The 22,012-nt window shown below is 71.0% G+C and carries 20 protein-coding genes; 9 read left to right on the top strand and 11 right to left on the bottom strand.

What is annotated here, in order from left to right:
• Positions 1-44: 44 nt before the first annotated feature.
• Positions 45-1,028 (bottom strand): aldo/keto reductase, encoded by a 984-nt coding sequence (locus tag VF092_03465; protein ID HEX6746349.1) that lies wholly within the window; start codon positions 1,026-1,028, stop codon positions 45-47.
• A 172-nt stretch (positions 1,029-1,200) separates the two neighbouring features.
• Here VF092_03465 and VF092_03460 point away from each other — a divergent pair, with 172 nt between their 5' ends.
• The 4 genes from VF092_03460 to VF092_03445 all read left to right on the top strand — a co-directional run bounded on the left by VF092_03460 (position 1,201) and on the right by VF092_03445 (position 4,739).
• Positions 1,201-1,743: a hypothetical protein gene (locus VF092_03460; GenBank protein HEX6746348.1), complete on the top strand. Its 543-nt coding sequence runs from the start codon at positions 1,201-1,203 to the stop codon at positions 1,741-1,743.
• 39 nt (positions 1,744-1,782) lie between these two features.
• Positions 1,783-2,301: a hypothetical protein gene (locus tag VF092_03455; GenBank protein HEX6746347.1), complete on the top strand. Its 519-nt coding sequence runs from the start codon at positions 1,783-1,785 to the stop codon at positions 2,299-2,301.
• 502 nt (positions 2,302-2,803) lie between these two features.
• On the top strand, positions 2,804-3,706 hold the full coding sequence (locus tag VF092_03450; protein HEX6746346.1) for a DUF4142 domain-containing protein: 903 nt from the start codon (positions 2,804-2,806) through the stop codon (positions 3,704-3,706).
• Positions 3,707-4,079: 373 nt separating this feature from the next.
• On the top strand, positions 4,080-4,739 hold the full coding sequence (locus VF092_03445; GenBank protein ID HEX6746345.1) for a hypothetical protein: 660 nt from the start codon (positions 4,080-4,082) through the stop codon (positions 4,737-4,739).
• A gap of 482 nt (positions 4,740-5,221) precedes the next feature.
• Here VF092_03445 and VF092_03440 read toward each other — a convergent pair whose 3' ends face one another.
• Positions 5,222-6,901: an alpha-amylase family protein gene (locus VF092_03440; GenBank protein HEX6746344.1), complete on the bottom strand. Its 1,680-nt coding sequence runs from the start codon at positions 6,899-6,901 to the stop codon at positions 5,222-5,224.
• A gap of 433 nt (positions 6,902-7,334) precedes the next feature.
• Here VF092_03440 and VF092_03435 point away from each other — a divergent pair, with 433 nt between their 5' ends.
• Entirely contained in the window at positions 7,335-7,853 is a 519-nt protein-coding gene (locus tag VF092_03435; protein HEX6746343.1) for a hypothetical protein, read from the top strand.
• 185 nt (positions 7,854-8,038) lie between these two features.
• On the opposite strand, the gene VF092_03430 is transcribed toward VF092_03435, so the two are convergent.
• From VF092_03430 to VF092_03420, 3 genes are all read right to left on the bottom strand, one after another.
• Complete coding sequence (locus VF092_03430) at positions 8,039-10,111, bottom strand: PAS domain-containing sensor histidine kinase (protein HEX6746342.1); 2,073 nt, start codon at positions 10,109-10,111, stop codon at positions 8,039-8,041.
• A 187-nt stretch (positions 10,112-10,298) separates the two neighbouring features.
• Positions 10,299-11,840, bottom strand: coding sequence for a diguanylate cyclase (locus VF092_03425; GenBank protein HEX6746341.1), 1,542 nt, complete (start codon positions 11,838-11,840; stop codon positions 10,299-10,301).
• Between the two features lie 348 nt (positions 11,841-12,188).
• On the bottom strand, positions 12,189-12,386 hold the full coding sequence (locus VF092_03420) for a hypothetical protein (GenBank protein HEX6746340.1): 198 nt from the start codon (positions 12,384-12,386) through the stop codon (positions 12,189-12,191).
• A gap of 102 nt (positions 12,387-12,488) precedes the next feature.
• Between VF092_03420 and VF092_03415 the strand changes: the two genes are divergently transcribed.
• From VF092_03415 to VF092_03405, 3 genes are all read left to right on the top strand, one after another.
• Positions 12,489-12,767, top strand: a complete 279-nt coding sequence (locus VF092_03415) for an oxidative damage protection protein (GenBank protein HEX6746339.1) — start codon at positions 12,489-12,491, stop codon at positions 12,765-12,767.
• A gap of 177 nt (positions 12,768-12,944) precedes the next feature.
• Positions 12,945-14,156 (top strand): aspartyl protease family protein, encoded by a 1,212-nt coding sequence (locus VF092_03410; GenBank protein ID HEX6746338.1) that lies wholly within the window; start codon positions 12,945-12,947, stop codon positions 14,154-14,156.
• Positions 14,157-14,237: 81 nt separating this feature from the next.
• On the top strand, positions 14,238-14,444 hold the full coding sequence (locus tag VF092_03405; protein HEX6746337.1) for a DUF433 domain-containing protein: 207 nt from the start codon (positions 14,238-14,240) through the stop codon (positions 14,442-14,444).
• Between the two features lie 6 nt (positions 14,445-14,450).
• Here the strand turns inward: VF092_03405 and VF092_03400 are convergent, their stop codons facing one another.
• Together VF092_03400 and VF092_03395 are read right to left on the bottom strand one after the other, a co-directional pair.
• Positions 14,451-15,560 carry a DUF1611 domain-containing protein gene (locus VF092_03400; GenBank protein HEX6746336.1) on the bottom strand — a complete coding sequence of 370 codons (1,110 nt, stop codon included), beginning with the start codon at positions 15,558-15,560 and terminating at the stop codon, positions 14,451-14,453.
• A gap of 102 nt (positions 15,561-15,662) precedes the next feature.
• On the bottom strand, positions 15,663-16,829 hold the full coding sequence (locus VF092_03395) for an AI-2E family transporter (protein ID HEX6746335.1): 1,167 nt from the start codon (positions 16,827-16,829) through the stop codon (positions 15,663-15,665).
• Between the two features lie 332 nt (positions 16,830-17,161).
• Between VF092_03395 and VF092_03390 the strand changes: the two genes are divergently transcribed.
• Positions 17,162-17,551 carry a DUF559 domain-containing protein gene (locus VF092_03390; GenBank protein HEX6746334.1) on the top strand — a complete coding sequence of 130 codons (390 nt, stop codon included), beginning with the start codon at positions 17,162-17,164 and terminating at the stop codon, positions 17,549-17,551.
• A 175-nt stretch (positions 17,552-17,726) separates the two neighbouring features.
• Here VF092_03390 and VF092_03385 read toward each other — a convergent pair whose 3' ends face one another.
• The 4 genes from VF092_03385 to VF092_03370 all read right to left on the bottom strand — a co-directional run bounded on the left by VF092_03385 (position 17,727) and on the right by VF092_03370 (position 21,577).
• Positions 17,727-18,641: a PspA/IM30 family protein gene (locus VF092_03385; protein ID HEX6746333.1), complete on the bottom strand. Its 915-nt coding sequence runs from the start codon at positions 18,639-18,641 to the stop codon at positions 17,727-17,729.
• Positions 18,642-18,657: 16 nt separating this feature from the next.
• Positions 18,658-19,062: a YbjN domain-containing protein gene (locus tag VF092_03380; GenBank protein ID HEX6746332.1), complete on the bottom strand. Its 405-nt coding sequence runs from the start codon at positions 19,060-19,062 to the stop codon at positions 18,658-18,660.
• Positions 19,049-19,345: a hypothetical protein gene (locus VF092_03375; GenBank protein HEX6746331.1), complete on the bottom strand. Its 297-nt coding sequence runs from the start codon at positions 19,343-19,345 to the stop codon at positions 19,049-19,051. Before VF092_03375 ends, VF092_03380 begins: the two co-directional genes overlap by 14 nt.
• Positions 19,346-19,627: 282 nt before the next feature.
• Entirely contained in the window at positions 19,628-21,577 is a 1,950-nt protein-coding gene (locus VF092_03370) for an N-acetylmuramoyl-L-alanine amidase (GenBank protein HEX6746330.1), read from the bottom strand.
• Between the last annotated feature and the right edge of the window lie 435 nt (positions 21,578-22,012).

Here is a 22,012-nt window from a genome sequence, read left to right as displayed (position 1 = left end):
AGGGCGGGAAGCTCTCTGCGACCTCTGCGCCCTCTGCGTGAGGCTTATTCGTGCCCGCGGACTGCATGGGGACGGTAGGGCGCCTCGAGGCGGGCGATCTCGTCCTCCGTCAGCCGGACGTCGACGGTGCGGATGGCGGCGTCGAGGTGCGGGAGCTTGGTGGCGCCGACGATGGGCGCGGTGACGTACGGCTTGGAGAGGAGCCACGCCAGCGACACCTCGGCCATGGTGATCCCCCGCTCCGCCGCAACGCCGCGCACCGCCTCCACGATCTCCCAGTCGTTGGGATCGGTGTAGAGCCCGTGGCCGTACGCGTCGCTGGCCGCGCGCGCGGTCGACTGGCGGTCGTCGAGCGACGCGCGGCCGCCGGCCAGCAGCCCGCGCGCGAGCGGGCTCCACGGGATCACCGCCACATCCTCGGCACGGCAGAGCGGGATCATCTCCCGCTCCTCCTCGCGGTACACGAGGTTGTAGTGGTTCTGCATGGAGACGAAGCGCGCCCAGCCGTTGCGCTCGCTGGCCGACAGCGCCTGCGCCATCTGCCACGCCCACCCGCTGCTGGCGCCGATGTAGCGCACCTTCCCCGCGTGCACCAGGTGGTCGAGCGCGGCCAGCGTCTCCTCGATCGGCGTGCTCGCGTCGAAGCGGTGGATCTGGTAGAGGTCGATCGTCTCCACCCCCAGCCGCCGCAGCGACGCCTCGCACCCCTGCACCACGTGCTTGCGCGACAGGCCGCCCAGGTTCGGCCCCTCGCCCATCGGGTAGAACACCTTCGTCGCCAGCACCACCTCGTCCATGCGCGCGTACTCGCGCAGCGCGCGGCCGGTGACCTCCTCGCTGGCGCCGCGCGAGTACATGTCGGCGGTGTCGAAGAAGTTGACCCCCGCCTCCACCGCGCACCGGAAGAAGGGCATCGCGTCGTCGGGGTCGAGGATCCACGGCCGCGACTGGCTGCTGCCGTAGCTCATGCATCCCAGGCAGATGCGCGAAACGGTGACGCCGGTGGCGCCGAGGGTCGTGTATTCCATGCGGCGGAAGGTACGGATCGGGAGATCGAGTGCGAAAGTGCGAGGGTGCGAAAGTGCGAGGGTGCGAAAGTGCGGAAGTGCGGAAGTGCGATTGTCTGGCGCGTGCGCCGGGCGCGGAGCATCATTCGGCTCGATGGCGCCGAATGACGTTCATGCCTTTGGAATCGTATCGATGAGACCGACCGTTCTCCTATCGCTCGCCTGCATCGCCATCGCCGGCTCGATCGCGGACACCTCCGCGGAGGCGCAGCGGGTGGAGATGCCCGACAGCGGGCGCGTGCGCATCACCACCTCGCGCTGGCAGGCGCGGCACTTCGTGGGGACGGTGCAGCAATCCACCGCCGACTCGGTGATGCTGCGGACGGCCGATTCGCTCGTCGCCATCCCTCGCGACCGGGTGCGGCGCGTGGAGGTGCCCGCCGGGCGGCGCCGCCACGTGGTGACGGGGATGATGATCGGGCTCGTCGCGGGCGCGACCGGCGGCGCGCTGGTCGCCGTGGCCGGCTGCGGTCCCGGCAGCGACTGCCAGAACGATTTCGCCGCCATCACCACCCCCGTCGGCGCGGGCGTCGGCACGATCCTGGGGGCCGGGATCGGCGCGCTGGTCACCGGCGAGCGCTGGGCCGACTTCGCGGACCATCCCGCCGCCGTCGGGATCACCCCCGCGCCGAGTTGGCGCGGCATGACAGTCGCCGTGAGGGTGACGACGCGCTGACCACGATCCATCCCCTTCTCCCGCCGACGAGTCACGCCGATGAAACGGATTTTGTCCGCGCTCGCCTTCTCCGCCGCCGCCGCGCTTGCCGGCTCCGCCCAGGCGCAGCGGGTGGCGATCCCGGAGAGCGGGCGCGTCCGCATCACCGCGACGGGACACCCGCGCGTGGTGGGAGACGTCACCCGCCTGACGGCCGACACCGTGACGATCCGCGGGCGAGACTCGCTCGTGGCGCTCCCGCGCGACCAGGTGCGGCTCGTCGAGGTGCCCGACGGCCGGCGGCGGTACCTGGGAACCGGCCTCGCGGCCGGGTTCGGCATCGGCGCGGTGATCGGCGGGACCCTCGGCGCGCTCTGCCACGACGACTGCCCGGAGGGCACCGTGGCGCTGACCACCTTCCTCGGCGGCGCGGGCGGGATGATCCTGGGCGCCGGCATCGGCGCGATGATCACCGGCGACATCTGGCGAGACGCAGACGCGCCACGCGACGCGGCGACGGTGACGGTCGCGCCGGAACGCCGCGGCGTCCGCCTGGCGGTGCGGCTGCCGTCGCCCTGAGAACCATATCACACCAAATCTCCAGATCAACTGTGCATTGGAGGCAGGAATAGGGATGTCATTCCGAAGGCGCTGCACCGCCCTGTCCTCCATGCCAAAGCCGTGGCGCCTGAGGAATCTGTGGCCGGCTTCCGAGCCATAGGCCGCCTGTCGCTCGGACGCATGCCACAGATTCCTCGGGCGCCGCCTGGCATCCGCACGATTGAAGATTCGGAGCAGCGGCGCCGCTCGGAATGACATCCGATCGGAGATGCACAATCAATTGCGGCAGCCGGTATCACTTCGCATCCCCGAGCGCGAACCCTCTCCCAGTCACGGGAGAGGGTTTTTCGCGCGCCGCACCCGTCGGACTCCGACCGGGCCAAGCTCCGGAAACGCACGGCAAATTTATCCCAAGTGATTATCCTGCAAAATCTTACCTTTGATACTACCGATAATTTCCTCCCCCGCTACCGACGCGAGCGGCCGGCGAGGATCGATCACCAGCAGGATGGAGGGACGGATGCCGGCAGCACGATCCAGGGTGTGGAGATGGGCGGCGGCGCTCGCCCTCCTCGCGGCGGCGTGTACGGGAACGCGCGGGATGGCGACGCTCGATCCGCCGCTGCAGGCCGACGTGGCGGCCCACGCATTCCTCGCCGCCGTGGACGCGGGCGAGATCGAGCAGTCGCAGCTGGCCCAGGACCGCGCCATCACCGAGGCCGTGCGCACCTTCGCCGACCACATGGTCGCCGACCATTCCCGGGCGCTGGAGCAGCGCGAGCGGCGGATGGCCACGGCGGGGCTGGGGCTCCGCTTCAGCACCCCCATCGCCACCGGCAGCGCGGCCTACACCGGCGTGGGCGAGCCGACCAACGCGCAGGGGATCGTGCTGAACAGCATGCCCGAGGGGGGCACCGGCACCACCGGCACCAACCTGGGGCCGGCGAGCATCGGCACCAGCCCCGAGCACCCGGCGGGGTCGGCGGACGCGCAGGGGGCGGTGGCCGGCGACGCGCCGCAGGCCGGCGCCGCGGGCACCAACCTGGGCGAGGTGTACGGCCCTCACCCCGCCGAGCCCGAGGTGGTGGGGGCGGCGGCGGACGCCTTCACCGCGCGCGAGGTGCGGACGCAGGCGGGGATGGCGGAGCTGAGCGAGCTGCTGCTGCGCAACCCGTACAGCCGCCCCGTGGCGGAGCACGCAATGACCGACCTGGTCACCCTGCAGCAGCTGACCGGCGCGGAGTTCGAGCGGGCGTACATGGACCGGCAGGTGGCGGCGCACCAGGTCGCGCTCGACCGGCTGGAGCGCACGCTGGCGCAGAACCGGCTCAGCGGGGGGATGGAGAAGCTGCTCATCGCGCAGCGCGACGCCGTGGCCGGGCACCTGCGCGTGGCGCAGCAGATCCGGGCCGGGCTGCGCTGATCGCCCCGGCGGGGGCGGCGCCGGCCGCCTCCGCCATGCTCTCACCTGGCCGTCCGCCCGATTCTTCCCGCTACAGCAGTGTATCCCTCCAAACACCCAACTGCTCCGCGTTGGAACCGGTCCTTGCAGCCCCTGCCCCCCACGTCCCGTGAAGACGCGGAGGATCGGGCGGGGATCATGGAGAGGGAAGATCCGCAGCACGATCGGGTGGATGGAGAGGGGTGGCGGCGCCGCTCCCACTGGGCTGCGGCGTGCGCGTGGTGAGCCGGTAGATCGTCCCCGCGCGGAGATGGAGAGGAGCGGAGGATCAGCCTCCCGTCCAAGGCTCCTCGCCGTCTCCGCGCGGGATTTCGTTGTCGGGACAAGGGGGATGATGGCGATCGAGATCGTGGAATCCGGGCCGCTGCGAACTCTCGTCTCCCTTCCGGGCGGCAGAGACGCGGGGCCGCGGCCGGTGCTCTGCTTCCTGCACGGCTACGACGAGGGCGCGCCGGCCGAGATCCGCGCCGCCGTCACCCGCCACGGGCCGCTGCGAGACGAGAGCGCGCCGGCCGCCACGCGCGAGTTCATCGTCGTGGCCCCGCAGCTTCCGCAGCAGGGCGACCTCTGGCTCCGCCACGCCGACGACGTGCTGCGGATCGTCCGTGCCGTGCGCCGCGAATACGGCGGCGACGCGCGGCGGACGTACCTCACCGGCTTCAGCTTCGGCGCCAACGGCGTGTTCGACCTGGCGCCGGAGCAGCCGGACGCCTGGGCCGCGCTCTGGGCCGTCGATCCCACGCGCGTGCCGCGAATGGACCCCGGGCGCCCGGTCTGGCTCTCCATCGGGGGCGTCGCGCGGCGGCTCAAGTCCACCTTCGTCGACGCGCTCCGCCTCCATCCCGCCGCGGGCGAATCGCCGCACGGCTCGCGCATCGTCGAGGACGAGGGGCAGGACCACGTCGGCTCCGCCACCCACGCCTACCGCGACGCCCGCATCTACGACTGGCTGCTGGGGATCTCGCTGCCGGACGTGCCTCCGGGCAGCGGTTGATCTGCACCGTACGCCCGCCCGACGTTCTGAGAGGGTGTTACCTGCGGGACACCCATCGGTGTCATCCTGAGGGCGCGGGCGCGGAACTCTCGTGCTCACCGCCACTTGCCGCGCCCGAAGGATCTTGCCGACGCCGCCCGGAATTCCGTCCTGACACGCGGACGTCCGTGCAGGACGAGTAGATCCTTCGGTCGGCGCCGAAATCCGGGTGTGGCCGCGAGTACTGCGCGGCGCCTCCCCCAGGATGACATCGGGAAGTGTCCCGCGATCCCGGGTTGCGACACCGTCCGAGGCCGATCCGCCGACGGCCGCGCATACCGCGGCGATAGATCCTTCGGCCTGCCGTCATCGTCCACGACGAGAGGACGGTTTGGCCGGCCCCACGATGACGTCAGCTCGCTTCGCAGCGCTCGTGCCGACGGCATGCAAGCTCGCCCACCGACGCCGCTTACCTGCTGGACGACGCCTGTCCCCCTGTCCCCTCACCACGCCACGCCGGCGCCGCTGTCGCGGTGGGCGCGCAGCGCGTAGCCCAGGCCGCCCACGCGGTACCAGCGGTAGCCGTACGCCTCCAGGGCCACGTGGTGCACGCCGCGCTCGTCGGCGTGCATCTCCTCTTGCTGCAGCAGGTTGGCCAGGTGCTCGCCGCCCTCGGCGCCCACCCGGAAGCGCGCCTCGCGCGGCCGCCGGTCGAAGTTGTGGAGGACGACGACCGCGTTTCCCCGCCACTCGTAGCACATCGCCAGCACGCCCGGCGAGCCGGCGGGAAGGATCCGCCACGACCCCCACCCGATCTCCGGGCACTCCTTGCGCAGCCGGATCATCCGCACGGTCCAGTTGAGCAGCGATTCGGGGTCGCGGCGCTGCGCCTCGACGTTCACGTGGTCGCAACTGTACGGCCCCTGGTCGATTACCGGGCGCACGATGCGCTCGGCGGTGGAGAAGCCCGCGTTGCGCTCGCGCGACCAGTGCATGGGCGTGCGCACCGCATCGCGCTCCTTCTGCCGCAGGTCCTCGCCCATCCCGATCTCGTCGCCGTAGCGCAGCACGGGCGTCCCCGGCAGCGAGAACATCAGCGAGTACGCCAGCTCCAGGTGCGCGCGCTCGCCCAGCATCGACGCCAGCCGCCGGCGGATCCCGCGCCCGTACAGCTGCATCTCGGGCTCGGGCCCGAAGCGCTCGAGCACGAGCCCGCGCTGCTCCTCCGTCAATCTCCCCAGATCGAGCTCGTCGTGGTTGCGGAGGAACTGCGCCCACTGCCCGGTGGGTGGCAGGTCGCGCGTGGCCTTCAGCGCGTCCACCAGCGGGCGCGCGTCGCCGCTGGCCAGCGCGTAGAACAGGTGCTGGTTGACGAAGAAGTTGAACATCATGTGGATGCCGTCGCCCGACTTCCCGAAGTACCGCTTGTTCTCCTTCGGCAGGACGTTGGCCTCGCCCAGCATGATGGCGCCCGAGGTGCGCCACTGCAGGAACGAGCGCATCTGCTGGAGATAGTCGAAGTGCAGCGGCGGCCTCCCGCCCTTCCCGTCGGGCGAGCCCTCGAGGATGAACGGCACGGCGTCGACGCGGAACCCGGAGACGCCCAGCTGCAGCCAGTACCCCATGATCCGCCGCACCTCGGTGCGGACCTCGGGGTTGTCCATGTTCAGGTCCGGCTGGAATTCGTAGAAGCGGTGATAATAGTACTCTCCCGCCTCGTCGTCCTTCGTCCAGGTGGACTTCTGGACGCCGGGGAACACCATCCCCTGGTTCCAGTCCTTCGGCCGCCGCTTCGACCACACGTACCAGTCGTGGTGATGCGACTGCGGGTCGCGGCGCGCCTCCTGGAACCAGGGGTGGCGGTCGGAGGTGTGGTTGACCACCAGGTCCATCAGCACGCGGATGCCGCGGCTTTCCGCGCGGCTCATGAACTCCACGAAGTCGCCCGGCGAGCCGAAGCGCGGGTCCACGCCGTAGAAGTCGGAGATGTCGTAGCCGTTGTCGAGGTTGGGCGAGGGCTGGAACGGCCCCAGCCAGATGGCGTCAATCCCCAGCGACTCCAGGTAGTCCAGCCGCCGCATCAGCCCCTCGAAGTCGCCGCAGCCGTCGCCGTTGCCGTCCATGAACGTCTCCAGCGACAGGCTGTAGATGACGGCGTTCTTGTACCAGAGATCCTCGATCACCCCTCGCTCCTCGTCCGCGGTCCGGGCGCGGTCGAGTTGCAAGCCGGGGTCCACACCTCAGTACTGAGTGCTGAGTGCGGGTGATGATGGGGAGACAAAGGGAGATGGGGATGGAGAGGGGTGATCGAGACTCGAACTGGCCTCACCGCTTGAACGGAGATCCTGCCCGCCCGGCGCGGAGGCCCTCTCCCCCCGCCCCCTCCCCCAAAACCGACTGGGGGAGGGGGAGACCTCAGCGCGGGGAGAGGTTGCGGCTCGGTTTCCGGGATTGCTGCCGGTCAGGTGCTCCTTCCCGAATCTCACTCGCTCATCGGTCCTGATCCCTCGCTCATCGGGAGATGGAATCGCGCCGCGGCTGCCGCTGTCCACGTGTACGGCAGGCGGATGGATCGGCCTGCGAGGATTCCACCGACGATTGCGGGAGATGATGACGATGAGACGATCCGTGCTCCTGGCCGCGCTGGCGATGACGCTCGGCGCAGCCACGCTGGCCGCGCAGGGCCCGATGGGTGCCCCCGGCGGCGGCGACCTGCCCGGCGGCCCGCCCCCGGGGATGCCGCCCGGCCCGCCGCCCGCCGCCGACTTCCTGCTCGGCCACACCGGCGAGCTGCGCCTGAGCGACGCGCAGGTGGTGCGCCTGGCCGCCATCGCCCGGCGCGCGGCAGAGCGCCGCGAGTCGCAGCGCCCGGCGGCACCTCCGCAGCAGCGCCCGAGCGACGCCGACCTCGCGCGCATGCGCCAGCAGCACGAGCAGATGCGCGAGCAGGCGCGCACCGACCTCCGCGACGCGCTGGCCGTGCTCACCGCCGACCAGCAGGCGCGCGCGTGGGAGATGATCGGCCGCGGCGGCCATCCCGGCGGCCCCGGCGGCGCCCCGCCCCCGATGGACGGCCGCGCCCCCGGCCGGGGCGGAGACGCCGCGCCGCCCCAGCCGCCGCGCCCGCAGGGCTGAGGCGATCGACGGAGGGAATCGACGACGCGGGCGCCGGGGATCTCTTCCCGGCGCCCCGCGCGTTCGTCCTGCATCCGATGAAGTCCGCGAAGGCGGACTGTGTGTAGTTGTAGCCGCGAGTTTACTCGCATTCTCCGCGCATTCCTCCGCATTCATCCCGCGCCCTCCCCCCCCGTCATCTCCGATCACGATCCCGCCGCGGCCGCCTCCGCCATCGCATCCTCCCCCTTCGTCTCTACGTGGGCGGGGAGCCAGAGGGTGAAGGTGCTCCCCTCGCCGGGGGTGCTGCGGACGCCCAGGTCGCCGCCCATCCCGCGCGCCAGGTCGCGGCTGATGGCGAGGCCCAGCCCCACGCCCTGCTGGCTCTCGACCGTGAGATGGCGGTCCACTTGCACGAAGGGGTCGAAGATGCGCTCCTGCTGCTCCGGCGGGATCCCGCGCCCGGTGTCGCTCACCGAGATGCGCACGCCACGATCCGCGCGGTGGTACGAGACGCGGATCGACCCGCCCGGCTCGGTGAACTTGATGGCGTTGGTGACCAGGTTGAGCAGGATCTGCCGCGTCTTCTCCTCGTCCGCGTGCACCGACAGCCCGCCCTCGCCGCGCCGCGACTGGTACGCGAGCCGGCGCTGCGCCACCTGCGGCGCCACCAGCACCTCCAGGTCCGCCAGCAGCCCGGCCACGGGAACGCGCTCCAGCTGATAGCTCAGCTGCCCCGCCTCGATCCGCGCGAAGTTCAGGATGTCGTTGATCAGCGACAGCAGGTGCTGGCCGCTGCGGCGCATCCGCTCCACGTCGGCGCGCGCGTCGGGCGCCAGCTCGCCGCGCAGCCCCATCAGCAGCAGGTCGGCGTATCCCGCGATGGCGTTCAGCGGCGTGCGCAGCTCGTGGCTCATGCTGGCCAGGAACTCGGCCTTGGCGCGGTTGGCCGCCTCGGCCATCTCCCGCCCCCGCACCTGGTCGGTCACGTCGATCGCGACGGCGGAGATCGCGTACACCGCGCCCTCGGCGTCGCGCAGCGGCTGGTAGACGAAGTTGAGGACGCGCTCCTCGAGCTCGGCGCCGGGGCGGCGCTGCAGCGGCACCTCGAGCTCGTCGGCCACGAACGCCTCGCCGGACGCATAGACGCGGTCGAGCAGCTCGAAGATCCCCTCGTCCGCCAGCTCGGGGAACGCCTCGCGCACCGGGCGGCCGTCGAGCTCCCGCCCGCCCACCAGCGCGCGGTACGGGGGGTTGGCCAGCGTGAACACGTGCTCGGGCCCCTCGAGCACGGCGATGGGCACGGGCGCCTGCTCGAAGGTGCGCGTCAGGTGCTGGCGCGCGCGCTCGGCGTCGCGGCGGTGCGCCTCCACCTCCAGCCGCGCCCGCACCTGCGCGGTGACGTCCGCCGCCACGCTGGCCACCGCGTACACCTCCCCCGAGGTGTCGCGCAGCGGCTGGTAGCCCACGTCGAAGAAGTACTCCTCCACCAGCCCGTCGCGGTCGCGGTCCAGCCACACCCGGCGCTCGGCGGCGAAGTACGGCTCGCCCGTCTGGTAGACGCGGTCGATGATCGCCGGCAGCCCCTGCTCCTCGATCTCCGGGAACGCCTCGCGCACGGGGAGCCCGACGAGACGGCGTCCCGCGCCCGGTGTCACCGCGTAGCGCGGGCTCACCAGCGTGAAGACGTGCTCCGGCCCCTCCATCACCGCCACCGCGATGGGCGCCTGCTCCAGCACGTTGCGGAAGCGCGCCTCGCTGGCGGCCAGCGCGTCCTGCGAGCGGCGCCCCAGCACCTGGTCGGTGGTGTCGATCAGGGTGATGGTGATGCCGCGGACTTCCCCCTGCTCGTCCACCGCCGGGCTGATGCAGAGGGTGATGAAGACGTCGTCGGGCGGCTGGTCGAGGCCGCGGCGGTGCAGGCGGTAGAGCTGGTCCTCGAGGTAGACGGTCTCGCCCGCGAGCACGCGGCGGAAGATGGGCTCGTTGAACTCCCACACCTCCGGCCAGCACTCGCGGTTGGCGATCCCCAGCCCCCACGGGTGCTTGACCCCCATGAACTGGATGTAGCCGTCGTTGTACAGCTGCACCAGCTCCGGCCCCCACAGCACGATCCCCGGAAACGCCGAGCGTAGCGTGATCCCCACCGCCACGCGCAGCGCGGCGGGCCACGCCTCCACGGGGCCGAGCGGCGTGGCCGCCCAGTCCTTCTCGCGGTACAGCGCGCGCATCTCCCCCTCGCCCGCGAAGAGCCGCGCGGCGTCCGCACTTCCCTGCATCTACCCGTTCGTCGCGTGTGAGCGGAGGACTCCGAAAGCCGCACCCGCCGCACAAATCGAACCTCTCTCACCGCGATATCGAAACAGAAAGTCTCACGCAGAGTCAGCAGAGTCAGCAGAGGAACAGCCGCGGTTCTCTGCTGACTCTGCTGACTCTGCGTGAGCCATAATCTTTTTCTTTTGGATTTTACCCCACCACGACGCGGTTGCGGCCGCGGCGCTTGGCGCGATAGAGGGCCCGGTCGGCGGCCTCCACCAGCGCGCCGCGCGACAGCTCCTTGCGCGGGACCAGCGAGGCGGCGCCGGCGCTGATCGTCACCACCGGCGCCACGCACGAGGTGGGGTGCGGGATGCCGAGCGCCTCCACCCGCGCCCGCAGCGTCTCGGCGAAGGCGTAGGCGTGCTCCGCGTCCATCCCGGGAAGGAGCAGGCCGAACTCCTCGCCGCCGTAGCGCGCCACCAGGTCGCCGGCGCGGTTCGCGGCGTCGCGCAGCGCGTGGGCCACCAGGCGGAGCGACTCGTCGCCGCGGCGGTGGCCGAAGCGGTCGTTGTAGTCCTTGAAGCAGTCGACGTCCACCATCACCAGCGACAGCGGCGTCTCGCCGCGGCCGCAGCGGCGCCACTCGGTGGCCAGCGCCTCGTCGAACACGCGGCGGTTGGCGATCTCGGTCAGCGAGTCCAGCTGCGACAGGCGCTCGAGGCGGCGGTTGGCCTCCAGCAGCCGCTCGTTGGCCTCCTCCAGCTCCTGGTTCACGCTGGCCATGTGGATGGCGCCCGCCACCTGCCCGGCGATGGTGCGGAACACCACCTGGTTCTCGGGGCTGAACACCTCGGCGCTGGCGCTCTCCAGGTTCAGCACGCCCAGCATCCGGTCGCGGTAGCGGATCGGCACCGCGTACTCGGCCACCACGGCGTCGTTGGCGCGCACGTAGTCGGGGTCGGCCGCCACGTCCAGCACCAGCTGCGGCTCGCCCGAGCGCATCGCGCGGCCCACCACGCCGTGGGTCATGGGCCAGCGGCTGCCGCGGCGCACCTTCCCCGAGACGCTGCCGGCGTACGCCGTCCCGCTGATCTCCCCCGCTTCCAGGTCGGCCAGGAGGATCGTCGTCAGCACCAGGGGGAAGCGCTCGTACACGTAGGTGACCACGCGCCGCAGGAGCAGCCCCAGCTCGCCCGCGTCCATGGCGGCGCGGGTGACCTCGCCCACCATCTCCAGCAGCCGGGCGCGGCGCTGCAGCTCCTCGTGCAGCCGCGCGCTGGCGATGGCGCCGGCCACCTGCTCGGCCACCGTCTCCAGCAGCGGCAGCTGGTCGCGGAAGGCGCCGGGGCGCGGACTCTCCAGGTTCAGCAGCGCCACCGTCTCGCCCTGGTGGCGCACGGGCACGCACAGCTCCGCGCGCGTTCCGGGGAGCGTGTCGACGTAGTTGGCGTGCGTGCTCACGTCGTCGAGCACGATGGCGCGGCCGGTGAGCGCCACCTCGCCCACCACGCCGCTCCCCAGCTCGCGCCCGTACCCCACGTACACGTCGGTGGGCGACGACGACGACAGCGCCTCGCACACGAAGCGGCGGCGCGCGTGGTCGATGGAGACGCACGCCACGAACTCGCACGCGAAGCTGCGCGCCAGCGCGTCGGTGATGCGCTGCAGCATGGGACGCAGCGCCAGGTCCGTGGTGGCGATGCGGGCGATCTCGTTCAGGAGCTCCAGGTGCTCCGTGGATCGGATCATCGGCGTGGCCGGGGCGGGGCGGAAGGCGGTACTCGGGGCGGGACGGAAAAGGGCGCGCATCAATCCAAGTAAACAGGGTAGGAACAAACGGTGCTTTCCGCCAGAGTACGGTTTGCAAGGGCGATCGGATTGCGCCGGCGATCAACGGATCGACGGGCGGGTAAACCCGCGGCTGGAACATTGGGAAGCCTGCTGCGCAGGCTGCAGACGCGACCTCCCCGCGAACGTCGGCCCACTGCGGCGCCACCTCCTCGGCATGCAGTTGAATGAAGCCTCGCGCGGTTTGCGAGGCTTTCCAATGTTCCAGCCGCGGCTTCAGCCGCCCGTCGCGATATTAGTCCCGATGTGCTACTCCCCCGCGATCACCGCCTCGATGCGCTCGCCCTCGCGCACCTTCGCGCGGCCGCTGTTCATCGAGCGGCGCTCGTCGGCCGTGCCGTCGGCCAGGCGCACGCGGAGGACGACGTGCGCGGCGCGCGTCATGGCCGGGTTCCAGGTGGCGGTGCGGCCGTCGTCGCTCAGGCGCGCGGGGATGGGGTCGCTCATTCGGCTCGCATCGTGCGGGTTGTACGCGGGTTGCGCGGGCGGGTATATTCCGCCGCCGCGCACGGTGCGCACAACTTACGAAATCAGTGGGAGACGAAAGATATGGCCGACGTCACGTGCGTGCGCTGCGGGGAGACGAAGCCGGGGCTCGCCTGGCCGCCGTTCAACAGCGACCTGGGGAAGAAGATCCAGGCGGAGGTGTGCCAGGACTGCTGGAACGTCTGGCTGCAGCGGCAGACCGCGCTCATCAACCACTACGGCCTGAACCTGCGCGACCCCGAGGCCCGCAAGTTTCTCACCGACCAGACGCAGGAGTTCTTCTTCGGCAGCGGCGACACCGAGCACGTCGACACGTCGAAGCAGGGCACCATCCAGTGGTAGGGGGATAAGGGATAGGGAACAGGCGACAGCAGGAGATACGCGAACCGCCGCGTCCGGGCATCGGATGCGGCGGTTCGCGCATCTACCTACTGCGGGATGCTTGACAGATGCGAACCAAAATTCGCATCTTAGAAATGCGAACGCTGATTCACATCTCCCCACGCCCGGACATCCCCCATGCGCACGCCACTCGCCGGCACCACCGCGATCCTCGCCGCCACGCTTGCTCACGCGCCCCTGGGCAGCGCCGCGATCGCATCTCCCATCCCCGTCACCAGCCCGGTGGCGGAGATCCCGTTCGAGCTGCTCGGCGACCACATCGTGCTGGAAGCGACGGTGAACGGCGTCGCGGGGCGGCTCATTCTCGACACGGGCTCCAGCGTGTCGTCACTGGACGCGGAGTGGGCGCAGTCCGCCGCCGGCGTCGCGGCGCGTGGAGCGGGGCGCGCGCAGGGTTCGGCCGATGTGCAGATCTCGATCGGGCAGGCCGCGTCCATCCGCGTGGGGCCGCTGGAGATGCGCGACGTGAACGTGGCGCTGGTGCCGCTCGGGCCGGTCTCGCGCGCCCACGGCTCGTACGTCCGCGGCACGCTGGGCTTCGACTTCATCCGCAAGTACGTGATGGAGATCGACTACCCCGCGCGGCGGCTGCGCCTGTACGAGCCCGTGGGATACGAGTACGGCGGCCACGGCGTGCAGGTGCCCGTCACGCTCGACCTGCGGATCCCGATGGTGCGGGCCACCGTCACCCCGAGCGGCGCCGCGCCGATCTCCGCGCGGCTGCTGCTGGACCTGGGCTCGGGCGGGCTGGCGGTGCGGCTGTCGGCGCCGTTCGTGGCGGAGCACGATCTCCTGGCCGTGACGGGCGGCATCACCGCGCCGATCGGGACCGGTGTGGGTGGAACCATGGTCGGCCGCATCGCGCGGCTCGGCGCGCTGGACGTGGGCGGCCTCCACGTATCGCAGCCGACGGTGGGACTGGCGGAGCGGCGGGAGGGATTCTTCGGCAGCACGATGTCGGACGGTACCGTGGGCGCGCCGGTCTTCCGCCGCACGAAGATGATCCTGGACTACGCGCGCTCGCGGGTGATCTTCGAGGCGGCGCCCGGTTTCGACGCGCCGTACGAGGTGGAGATGAGCGGGATGCGCCTCGGCGCCACGCCCGGCCAGCCGGTGACGGTGGACTACGTGATCGCCGCCAGCCCCGCCGAGCGCGCGGGCGTCGCCGCCGGAGACACGCTGCTCGCCGTCGACGGCCGCCCCGCCCGTTCCGGCGACCTGGAGCGCATCCGCGAGATGTTCAGGGTGGACGGGAAGCAGGTCCGCCTCTCCCTGCGCCGCGGCACCGCCCCGCGCGAAGTCACCCTCACCACGCGCCGGATGCTCTGATATGAGATCGAGATGGGGATACAACGCGAACCGCCGCGCCTCGAGCCTCGGCGAGGCGGTTCAGAATCGAAGGAGGAGGAGATGGATCTTGAGGGCGTGATTCACCGCGATCCCGACATCCTCGGCGGAACACCGGTGTTCGTCGGCACCCGCGTTCCGTTGCAGAACCTGCTCGATTACATCAGTGCCGGAGACACGCTCGACGATTTCCTCCGTTCGTTCCCGACAGTGACTCGCGCCCAAGCAATGGCAGCCCTGGCGAGAATCAGATCGGAGCCCGAGCGTTGATCCGCGTCACGCCGCCGCCATCTCCCTCCGCGCGGCGCGCTTCCGCTCGACCGCGGCGAGGATCGCGTCGGCGAGGGGCGACGGGTCGAAGCGCACCGGGTCGGTGGTGGGGAGGCCGGTGAGCTCCTCCAGCTTCCGCGCCTCGTCGCGCGCCTGGTCGTCGGTCAGGTCCCAGGTGTTCAGCGCGATCCCGATCACCCGGCTCTCGCGGAGCGGGGCGATGGCGCCTTCGCAGATGCGGATCATCTCCGGCACGGTGGGAAGCCGCATCCAGTCGTACTTGCGCGCGGCGTTCCACGGGCACTGGCGCGACGGCTGGTGGCAGAGGATCATCGCGTCGGGCATCGACCCGTGCAGCAGCCCCAGCGTGACCCCCGAGTAGCCGGGGTGCACGAGAGAGCCCTGCCCCTCCACCAGCACCACGTCGTTCCCCTCCGCCGCGCGCAGCACCAGCCGCTCCGACGCGCCGCCCACGAAGTCGGCCACCACCGCGTCCACCGAGATCCCCCACCCCTCGATCAGGATCCCCGTCTGCCCGGTGGCGGCGAAGCCCACCCGCGTGCCGCGCGCCGCCAGCGCGTCGCGGATCTGCAGCGCCGCCGTCATCTTCCCGATGTTGCAGTCCGTCCCCACGGTGTGCACCACCAGCGCGTCCACCAGCCGCGCCTGCCCGGTGGAGACGGGGAGGTCCGCCGGCGGCCTGCGCAGGTCGTGGATTGCCACCCCGCGACGTGCCGCGCGCCCGCGCAGCTCGTCATCGTCCGACAGGTGGAAGTGCAGGCCGCTGACCACGTCGAGCCCCGCGTCGATGGCCGCGTGCAGCATCGGCCGCCAGCTCTCCGGCAGCTGCCCGCCCTGCGGCGCGATGCCGATCAGCAGCGCCGTGGCGCCCATCCCCAGCCCCTCCTCCACCGTCCGCAGCACGGGGATGGCACCACCGAAGCCGAGGATCTCGCCCACCGTCTTCCCGGCGTGGCGCGAGTCGACCACGGCCAGCACGCGGTCGGGAAGGTAGCGCACGGCGCTGTTGGCCGTCTTGCTCGTCTGCGGCCCGAAAAGCCCCTCGGCCAGCACCAGGTAGCGGTAGCCGGAAAGCGCGTCCTGAGCGTCGAGCATGTCGTTCGTGGGTTGGTCGGAAGTCCTGGGTCCCAAGTCCTGAGTCCCAAGTCCTAAGTGACAGACCACTTAGGACTTAGGACCCAGGACTTAGGACTTTCTTTACCTTGGTGCCGCGCCCGCCTCCTCGAGGATCGCGGGGATGCTGACCACCGCCGGGTCGACCCGGAGCACGCCTTCGGGGAGACGGATCTCCGTGGGCGCGTCGCGGACGAAGCGGCGGAAGCCCTTCCCCTCGAGCAGGCGGTGGATGTAGATGCGGCGCACGATCACCATCGTCGTGGCCAGCACGGGAACGGCGACGAGGAGGCCGATGAAGCCCAGCAGCTCGCCCATCACCAGCACGCTGGTGATGGAGAGCACCGGCGGCAGGTGCACCCGCCGCTCCATCACGATGGGGTGGATGATGTTCCCCTCGATCACGTGGATCACCACGCCGAGGAGCACCACCAGCAGCGCCTGCACGATCCCCCCCTGCCCCACCACCAGGATGGCGGGCAGGATGGTGGAAAGGAGCGAGCCGAAGAACGGCACCAGCACGGCCACGCCCGTGAACACGCCGAAGGCCAGCGAGAACGGGACGTCGAGGAGCTCCAGGCCGATCCAGGTGAGCACGCCCAGGAAGAACATGGCGATCATCTGCCCGCCGATCCACGCGCGCAGGCTGCGCTTGAGGTCGAGCAGGATGTCGCGCACCAGCTCGCGGTGCACCGGCGGCGCCAGCGCGATCACCCCCTCGCGGTACACCTCCGGGCGCGAGGCCAGGTAGATCCCCATCACCAGGATGCCGGAGAGGTCGATGAACGCGTGCAGGAAGTTGAGCACGGCGGGAACGACCTTCGACGCGCTCCCCACGATCCCCGAAAGCTGCCGCGCCACCTCGTCGGGATGGATGATCGAGGCCAGGATCGGGTAGCGGTTCACCAGCCCCTGCAGGCTGGCGGTCCACCCCGTGATCTCGTTGGGGAGCGCAGTCACCAGCTCCTGCGTCTGCTGCAGCACCGGGGGGACGACCAGGAAGCCGATCCCCGTGGCCAGCAGCACGGTGAAGAGGACCGCGCAGGCCAGCCCCACCCCGCGCGGCATGTTCATCCGCGCCTGCAGGAAGTCGGCGATGCCGCCCAGGTACAGCGAGAAGAGCGCGGCCACGAACACCATCAGCAGCACGTCGGCCACGCTGTACACGAACAGCAGCAGCAGGATCGCGAAGATCGTGGCGATCAGCACGCTGTAGGGCGAGGGCGTTTCCGACGGGTGTCGCGCGGGCATGGAGCCTACCGTGTGCGTGGGAGCGGCGGACACGCGAAACCTATCGTCCCCGGCGCGCGCATGGAAGCCGCGGCGGACGATCGCGATGCCCTTCCAGCTTGGCCCAACGTGATCCGGCGCTGGCGCAATCCGCGTGTCCGGAATTCCCTTCGCGCCACCGGGAGAACACCGTATCTACCGCAAAATTAAGTACTTGACACTTGCAATCGGACTCACTAGCGTCTGGTTTCCTAGTGACCGGCCGACATTCGTGCTGCCCCGGCTGTGGCCCCCTCCCCCGGCCCCTCCCCCGCTTCGCAGGGGAGGGGAGCACTTCGATTGCGAGACTGGCGATGGAGAAGAAACCACGCTGGCGTGCAGCCACGCGGACGATCCGCGACGCCGCGCGCACGATGCGGAAGGAGATGACGCCCGCGGAAACGATGCTGTGGAAGGCGATACGCAGAGGCGCGCTGGATGGGATCAGCTTCCGCCTGCAGCACGCGGTGGGCAGGTTCATCCTCGACTTCTACGCACCACAGCACAAGCTCGGCATCGAGGTCGACGGCGCGGTGCACGACAGCCAACGCGAGCGCGACGCCGAACGAAGCGAGATGCTGGCGCTGCGCGAGATTCGCATCGTTCGCTTCCGCAACGAGGAAGTGGAGAACGATCTCCCTCGCGTGCTGGAGCGCATTCGCTGGGAGATCCAGTTCCAGATCGACGGCCCACCCGAGGAGTAGCATCTCGCCACGCTGAGTTCCCCCCCGCCCCTGCGAAGCGGGGGAGGGGGCCGGGGGGAGGGGGCCACAGCCGCGGCCGGACGATCGGTTGCATCTTCGCACCGTCGCAGACGTTCGAAGCCCCCCGCCGCGTCCACGCGGCGAGGGGCTCCTGTGTTCTCGATCGCGATGGAGATCAGGCGCGGCCGCGCTCCTCTTCCTCGAGCGCCTCGAACTCCTCCAGCAGCTCGGCCTCGTGGATGGGCGGGCCGCCGGCGGGCATGGGGATGGGCTGCTGCGTGGCGGGCGTGCCGTTCCCCGTCCCGCCCGGCGCGGCGCCGGCGGACGACGCCGCGGCCGCCGCGGGCTGCGGCTGCGCCGGCGCCTGCTCGCCGGCGCCCAGGGCGCGCGGCTCGGCGGCGGCGGGCGCGGGGAGGATCCCCATCTTCTGCTTCATCTCCAGCAGCTTGTAGTCCACGTCGGTGCCGGAGCCGGCCTCGAGCGCCTTGAAGTCGCGCTCCAGCTGGTCGCCGGTCAGCTCCTCGGTGACCGAGGCGGCGGCCAGCGCCATCCGCTCGTTCTGCTCGATGCGCTCGGCCATGCGGTCGAACGCCTCGAACGCCGACGAGTCGCTGAGGCCCGACATCGTCTCGTGGATGCGCCGCTGCGCCTGCGCGCGCCGCTGCTTGGCGATCAGCAGGTTCTTCTTGCGCTGCGCCTCCTGGATCTTCTCGTTCAGCTGCCGCAGCGCGTCGCGCAGCCGGTCGGTGTCTTCCTGGTGGCGCTGCCAGGTGGCGAACAGCTCGTGCGCGCGCTGGGCGTGCTCCTGGTGGCGCATCAGCGCCTGGCGGGCCAGGTCGTCGCGCCCCTGGCGGATGGCCAGCATGGCGCGCTGCTCCCAGTCTTCCGCCTGCTTCTGCTCGTCATCCGCCTGCTTCTTCAGCTTGGCGGCATCGGCGATGGCCACCGCGACCTCCTGCCTTGCCCGGGCAAGCTGGCCGCGCATGTCCTCGATCACCTGGTTGAGCATCTTTTCCGGGTTCTCGGCCCGGGCGATCAGGTCGTTGATGTTCGACCTGAGCATCGTCGAGAAACGATCGAAGAGTCCCATTTCCGTTTCTTTCGGTTCAGGCCTGGGCCGGGGCGCAGTCGCGGAACTCGGCAAGCGCCTCCAGGTGCTGCGCGAGCGCCATCTGGAACGAGTCGAGGGTGGCCTGGAACTCGTTGAAGTCCAGGTTCTCCACCTCCAGCGACTCGCTGAGGATCACGTCGCCCTCCTCCAGCGCGTAGGCGGCGTGCACCAGGTCGGTGGCGTTCAGCTCCAGCAGGCGGCGGAAGAGGCCGGCGCAGCGCTGCTCGTCGCCCGGCAGGTCCATCACCTTCATGCGGAACACCAGCAGCGGCGGCGACAGGTGGATGACGATGCCGGCGTCGGGCGCGCCGGCGCGCACCAGCCACATCCCCTCGCTGATCTCTTCGTGGTCCAGCCCCGCGCGCAGCAGGTAGCTCTCCACGTCTTCACGCGTGACCATGGGTCTCCGGGTTCGTCGTCGGAAGGTCGGGTTCCGCCTCCGGCGCCGGCAGCGCGGCTTCGTCGCCGCCCTGCCGGCCGTCCGTGAGGAGGCGCATCATGAACGACTGCTCGTCCTGCAGGCGCACCACTTGGGCGGTGAGCGCATCCACCTCCTCGCGCAGCCGCGCCAGCTCGGCGGTGTGCTGCGCCTCCAGCTGGGGGGTGCCGCGGTTGGCCCAGCCGGCCGCGGTCCAGCGGGTGAGCCAGGCCACGACGAAGAGGATGAGGATCAGTTCCCACATCGGGTCGTTCGGGTGAAGGCTACGCGCCCGGAGCGCTCAAAGTTTCATCCCCGCGGTCGCGATGTCCATCCCCGCCACCCTCTTCTCACCCGCTCCGACCCGCCCATCGCCTGCGCTTCGAGGCGATTTCGAGCTCACCCGAAGCAGCGGCGCCGGAGGCGAATTCCCTGCCCGCCCGGCGCGGAGGCCCCCCTCCCCGCGCTTCGCGCTCCCTCCCCCCAAAACCGACTGGGGGGAGGGTGATCGGGATCAGGCTGTCCCCCGCGAACTGGGCACTGGGCACTATCTTGCCCGGCTGCGGAAGAACGCCTCGATCGCCCGGAAGTGCGCCCGGGCGATGCGCTCCTGCACCGCGGGGTCGCGCAGCGCGGCCTCCTGCTGCGGCACCATCAGGAACATCGTCTCCGTCAGCGTCGAGGGGAACCACGTCGCACGCACCAGCGCCAGGTCGGCGCGCGCGATCCCCAGGTCGCGCAGCCCCAGCTCGCCGATCAGCTCGCGCTGCAGTCCCCGCGCGAGCTCCAGCGACTGCGGCGCGTTGTAGAACGCCGTGGTCCCCGCATTGGTGAACGGGTTCACCCCGTCGGGGAACGCGTTGTTGTGGATGGAGACGAGCAGCTCCACGTTCGCACGCTCCGCAAGGACGGGACGGAGATTGAGCGGGACGGCGGCGGTGTCGGGCCGCGTCTCCAGCACGCGCGCGCCCGCCGCCTCCAGCAAACGCACCAGCCGCTTGGCGATGGCGAGATTCGCCTCGGCCTCGGTCAGCCGCGTGGGCCCGATCGCCCCGCCGGGGGGATGCCCCGCGTCCACGCCGATGAATCGCCCCGCCAGCGGGCGCTCGCGGTCGACGCGCGGCGGGCGGCGGACGCGGACCACCAGCGTGCCCCCCGCGTCGTAGAAGCTGCGCCATCCCCACACCGGCTCCGCCGTCTCCACCCGCGCGGTGAAGAGGTCGCTGCGCGGCTGCTCCCACGACACGCGGCGCACGAACGCGTCCTCCGGCCCGTAGTGCGCCCAGTTGGTCCGCGTCGCCGCGCCGAAGACCTCGACGGCGACGGTGCTGCCGTCGGCGGTGACGCGGTACGGCAGGCGGTCCGAGGTGGAGAGCCGCAGGTCGATCCACTCCGCCGCGGGGACCACGCGCACGGTGCCGACCGTCCCCGCCGGCGCGGGCGCGTTCTCCGGGAGGAGGCGCAGCGTGCGAGCGTCGATCCACACCGACAGGTCCTGCGTCAGCCGCGCGCGGTAGAACCCGTCGCGCTCGCCGGTGATGGTGAAGACGGTGCCGCTGGGGAAGAACCACTGGTACGGCGTGTTCGTCCCCGGCACCGCCTGCCCGATCACCACGCTGTCCTCGCGCGTGGCCACGGCGACGGCCTGGCGCGTGATGCCGGGCTCCAGCACGCCCACGTTCACCCGCAGCGGCATGCGCAGCGTGTCCTGGCCGCGCACCAGTTCGATCAGCCCCTTCCGCGCGCCCGGATCGACCGGCGCGACGGTGGCGTTCGGCGTCCCCGCCGGGCCGGCGATCCACTGCCAGGCGGGGAAGGTGCCCGCGTATTCCGAGAACTCGCGCGGGCGCTGCGTCACGTCCTGCTGGAAGCCCTCCACGCGCTCGCTCGCGCGGCGCTCCACCAGCGGGGCCGAGGTGCCATCGCTGAACACGATCCGCGCCCGCGCGCCCGGCGTGGCGCGGAAGCGCACGGTCAGCGGCTCGTTCTCCACCACCGTCATCCCCCCCGCCGGCGTGACGCTCCCCTGCACGATGGCCAGCGGCCCGCCCGCGGACGGCGGCTCCTGGCGCACGGGCACACGGACGGTGCGGCGCAGCGTCGCCTGCTGCCGCTGCGCCTGCCCCCCGTCGCGCGCCTCGGCCACGGCCGAGAGCTCGTACACGCCGTTCGGGGGGACGGGGAGAAAGGCGAGGAAGGCGCCGTTCGCGGCGACCTCGACGGGCGCGCCGTTGATGGTGAGCCGCGCGCCGCCGGTGCCCACGCTGCCGAAGATGAAGTTGCTGTTGCTGACGGTGAGCTCCGCGCCCTCGGCCGGATAGACGACGTCGATCGCCAGCGTCCCGCTCCGCGCCGGTACGGGGGGCAAGCCGCCGCGCTGCGCTTCGTTCGATGGGCCGGACTCGACGTCGCTGCGGTTGACGGTGGACGCCGTGGCGCACGCCGCGATCAGCAGTGCGGCGAGCGCGGAGGCGGGGAGCGGGGTGCGGAGCGGCATGCGGCTGGATTCGTCGGGTGCGGCGCGGCCCGCCGCTCCGGTGCGGCGGACGTTTGCACCAGAGTAGCGGGGGAATGTTCAGGGCGCGAGGTCATCACCTACGACGGCAGCAGCACCGCCACGCTGGTGATCACGCAGGACGGGACGACGAAGACCTGCACCCTCCCACTCCCGCACGGCCGCCCCACCTGCAGCTGATGCGAAATCCGCGGAATCAATCGGTGCATTCACGCTGCAACCCGGCGGACGTCATCCTGAGGCCGGCCACGCTGTAACCAGCGTCTGCGCAACAGATTGCAGGCCGAAGGATCTATAGGTAGCGACTCTACTCGTCAGTGATGAATTCTCCGAGTCAGGAATTCCTCCCAGGTCCAGACGTGGCCGCTCAGCCCGATGGCCATTGCGGGGGTTCGCTTGCGGTAGCGGTGCCCCTTC

It is taken from the genome of Longimicrobium sp. (assembly GCA_036377595.1).
GTDB lineage: Bacteria > Gemmatimonadota > Gemmatimonadetes > Longimicrobiales > Longimicrobiaceae > Longimicrobium.
The sequence above is the reverse complement of the archived record's forward strand: the minus strand, read 5'-3'. Positions and strand labels throughout refer to the sequence as shown.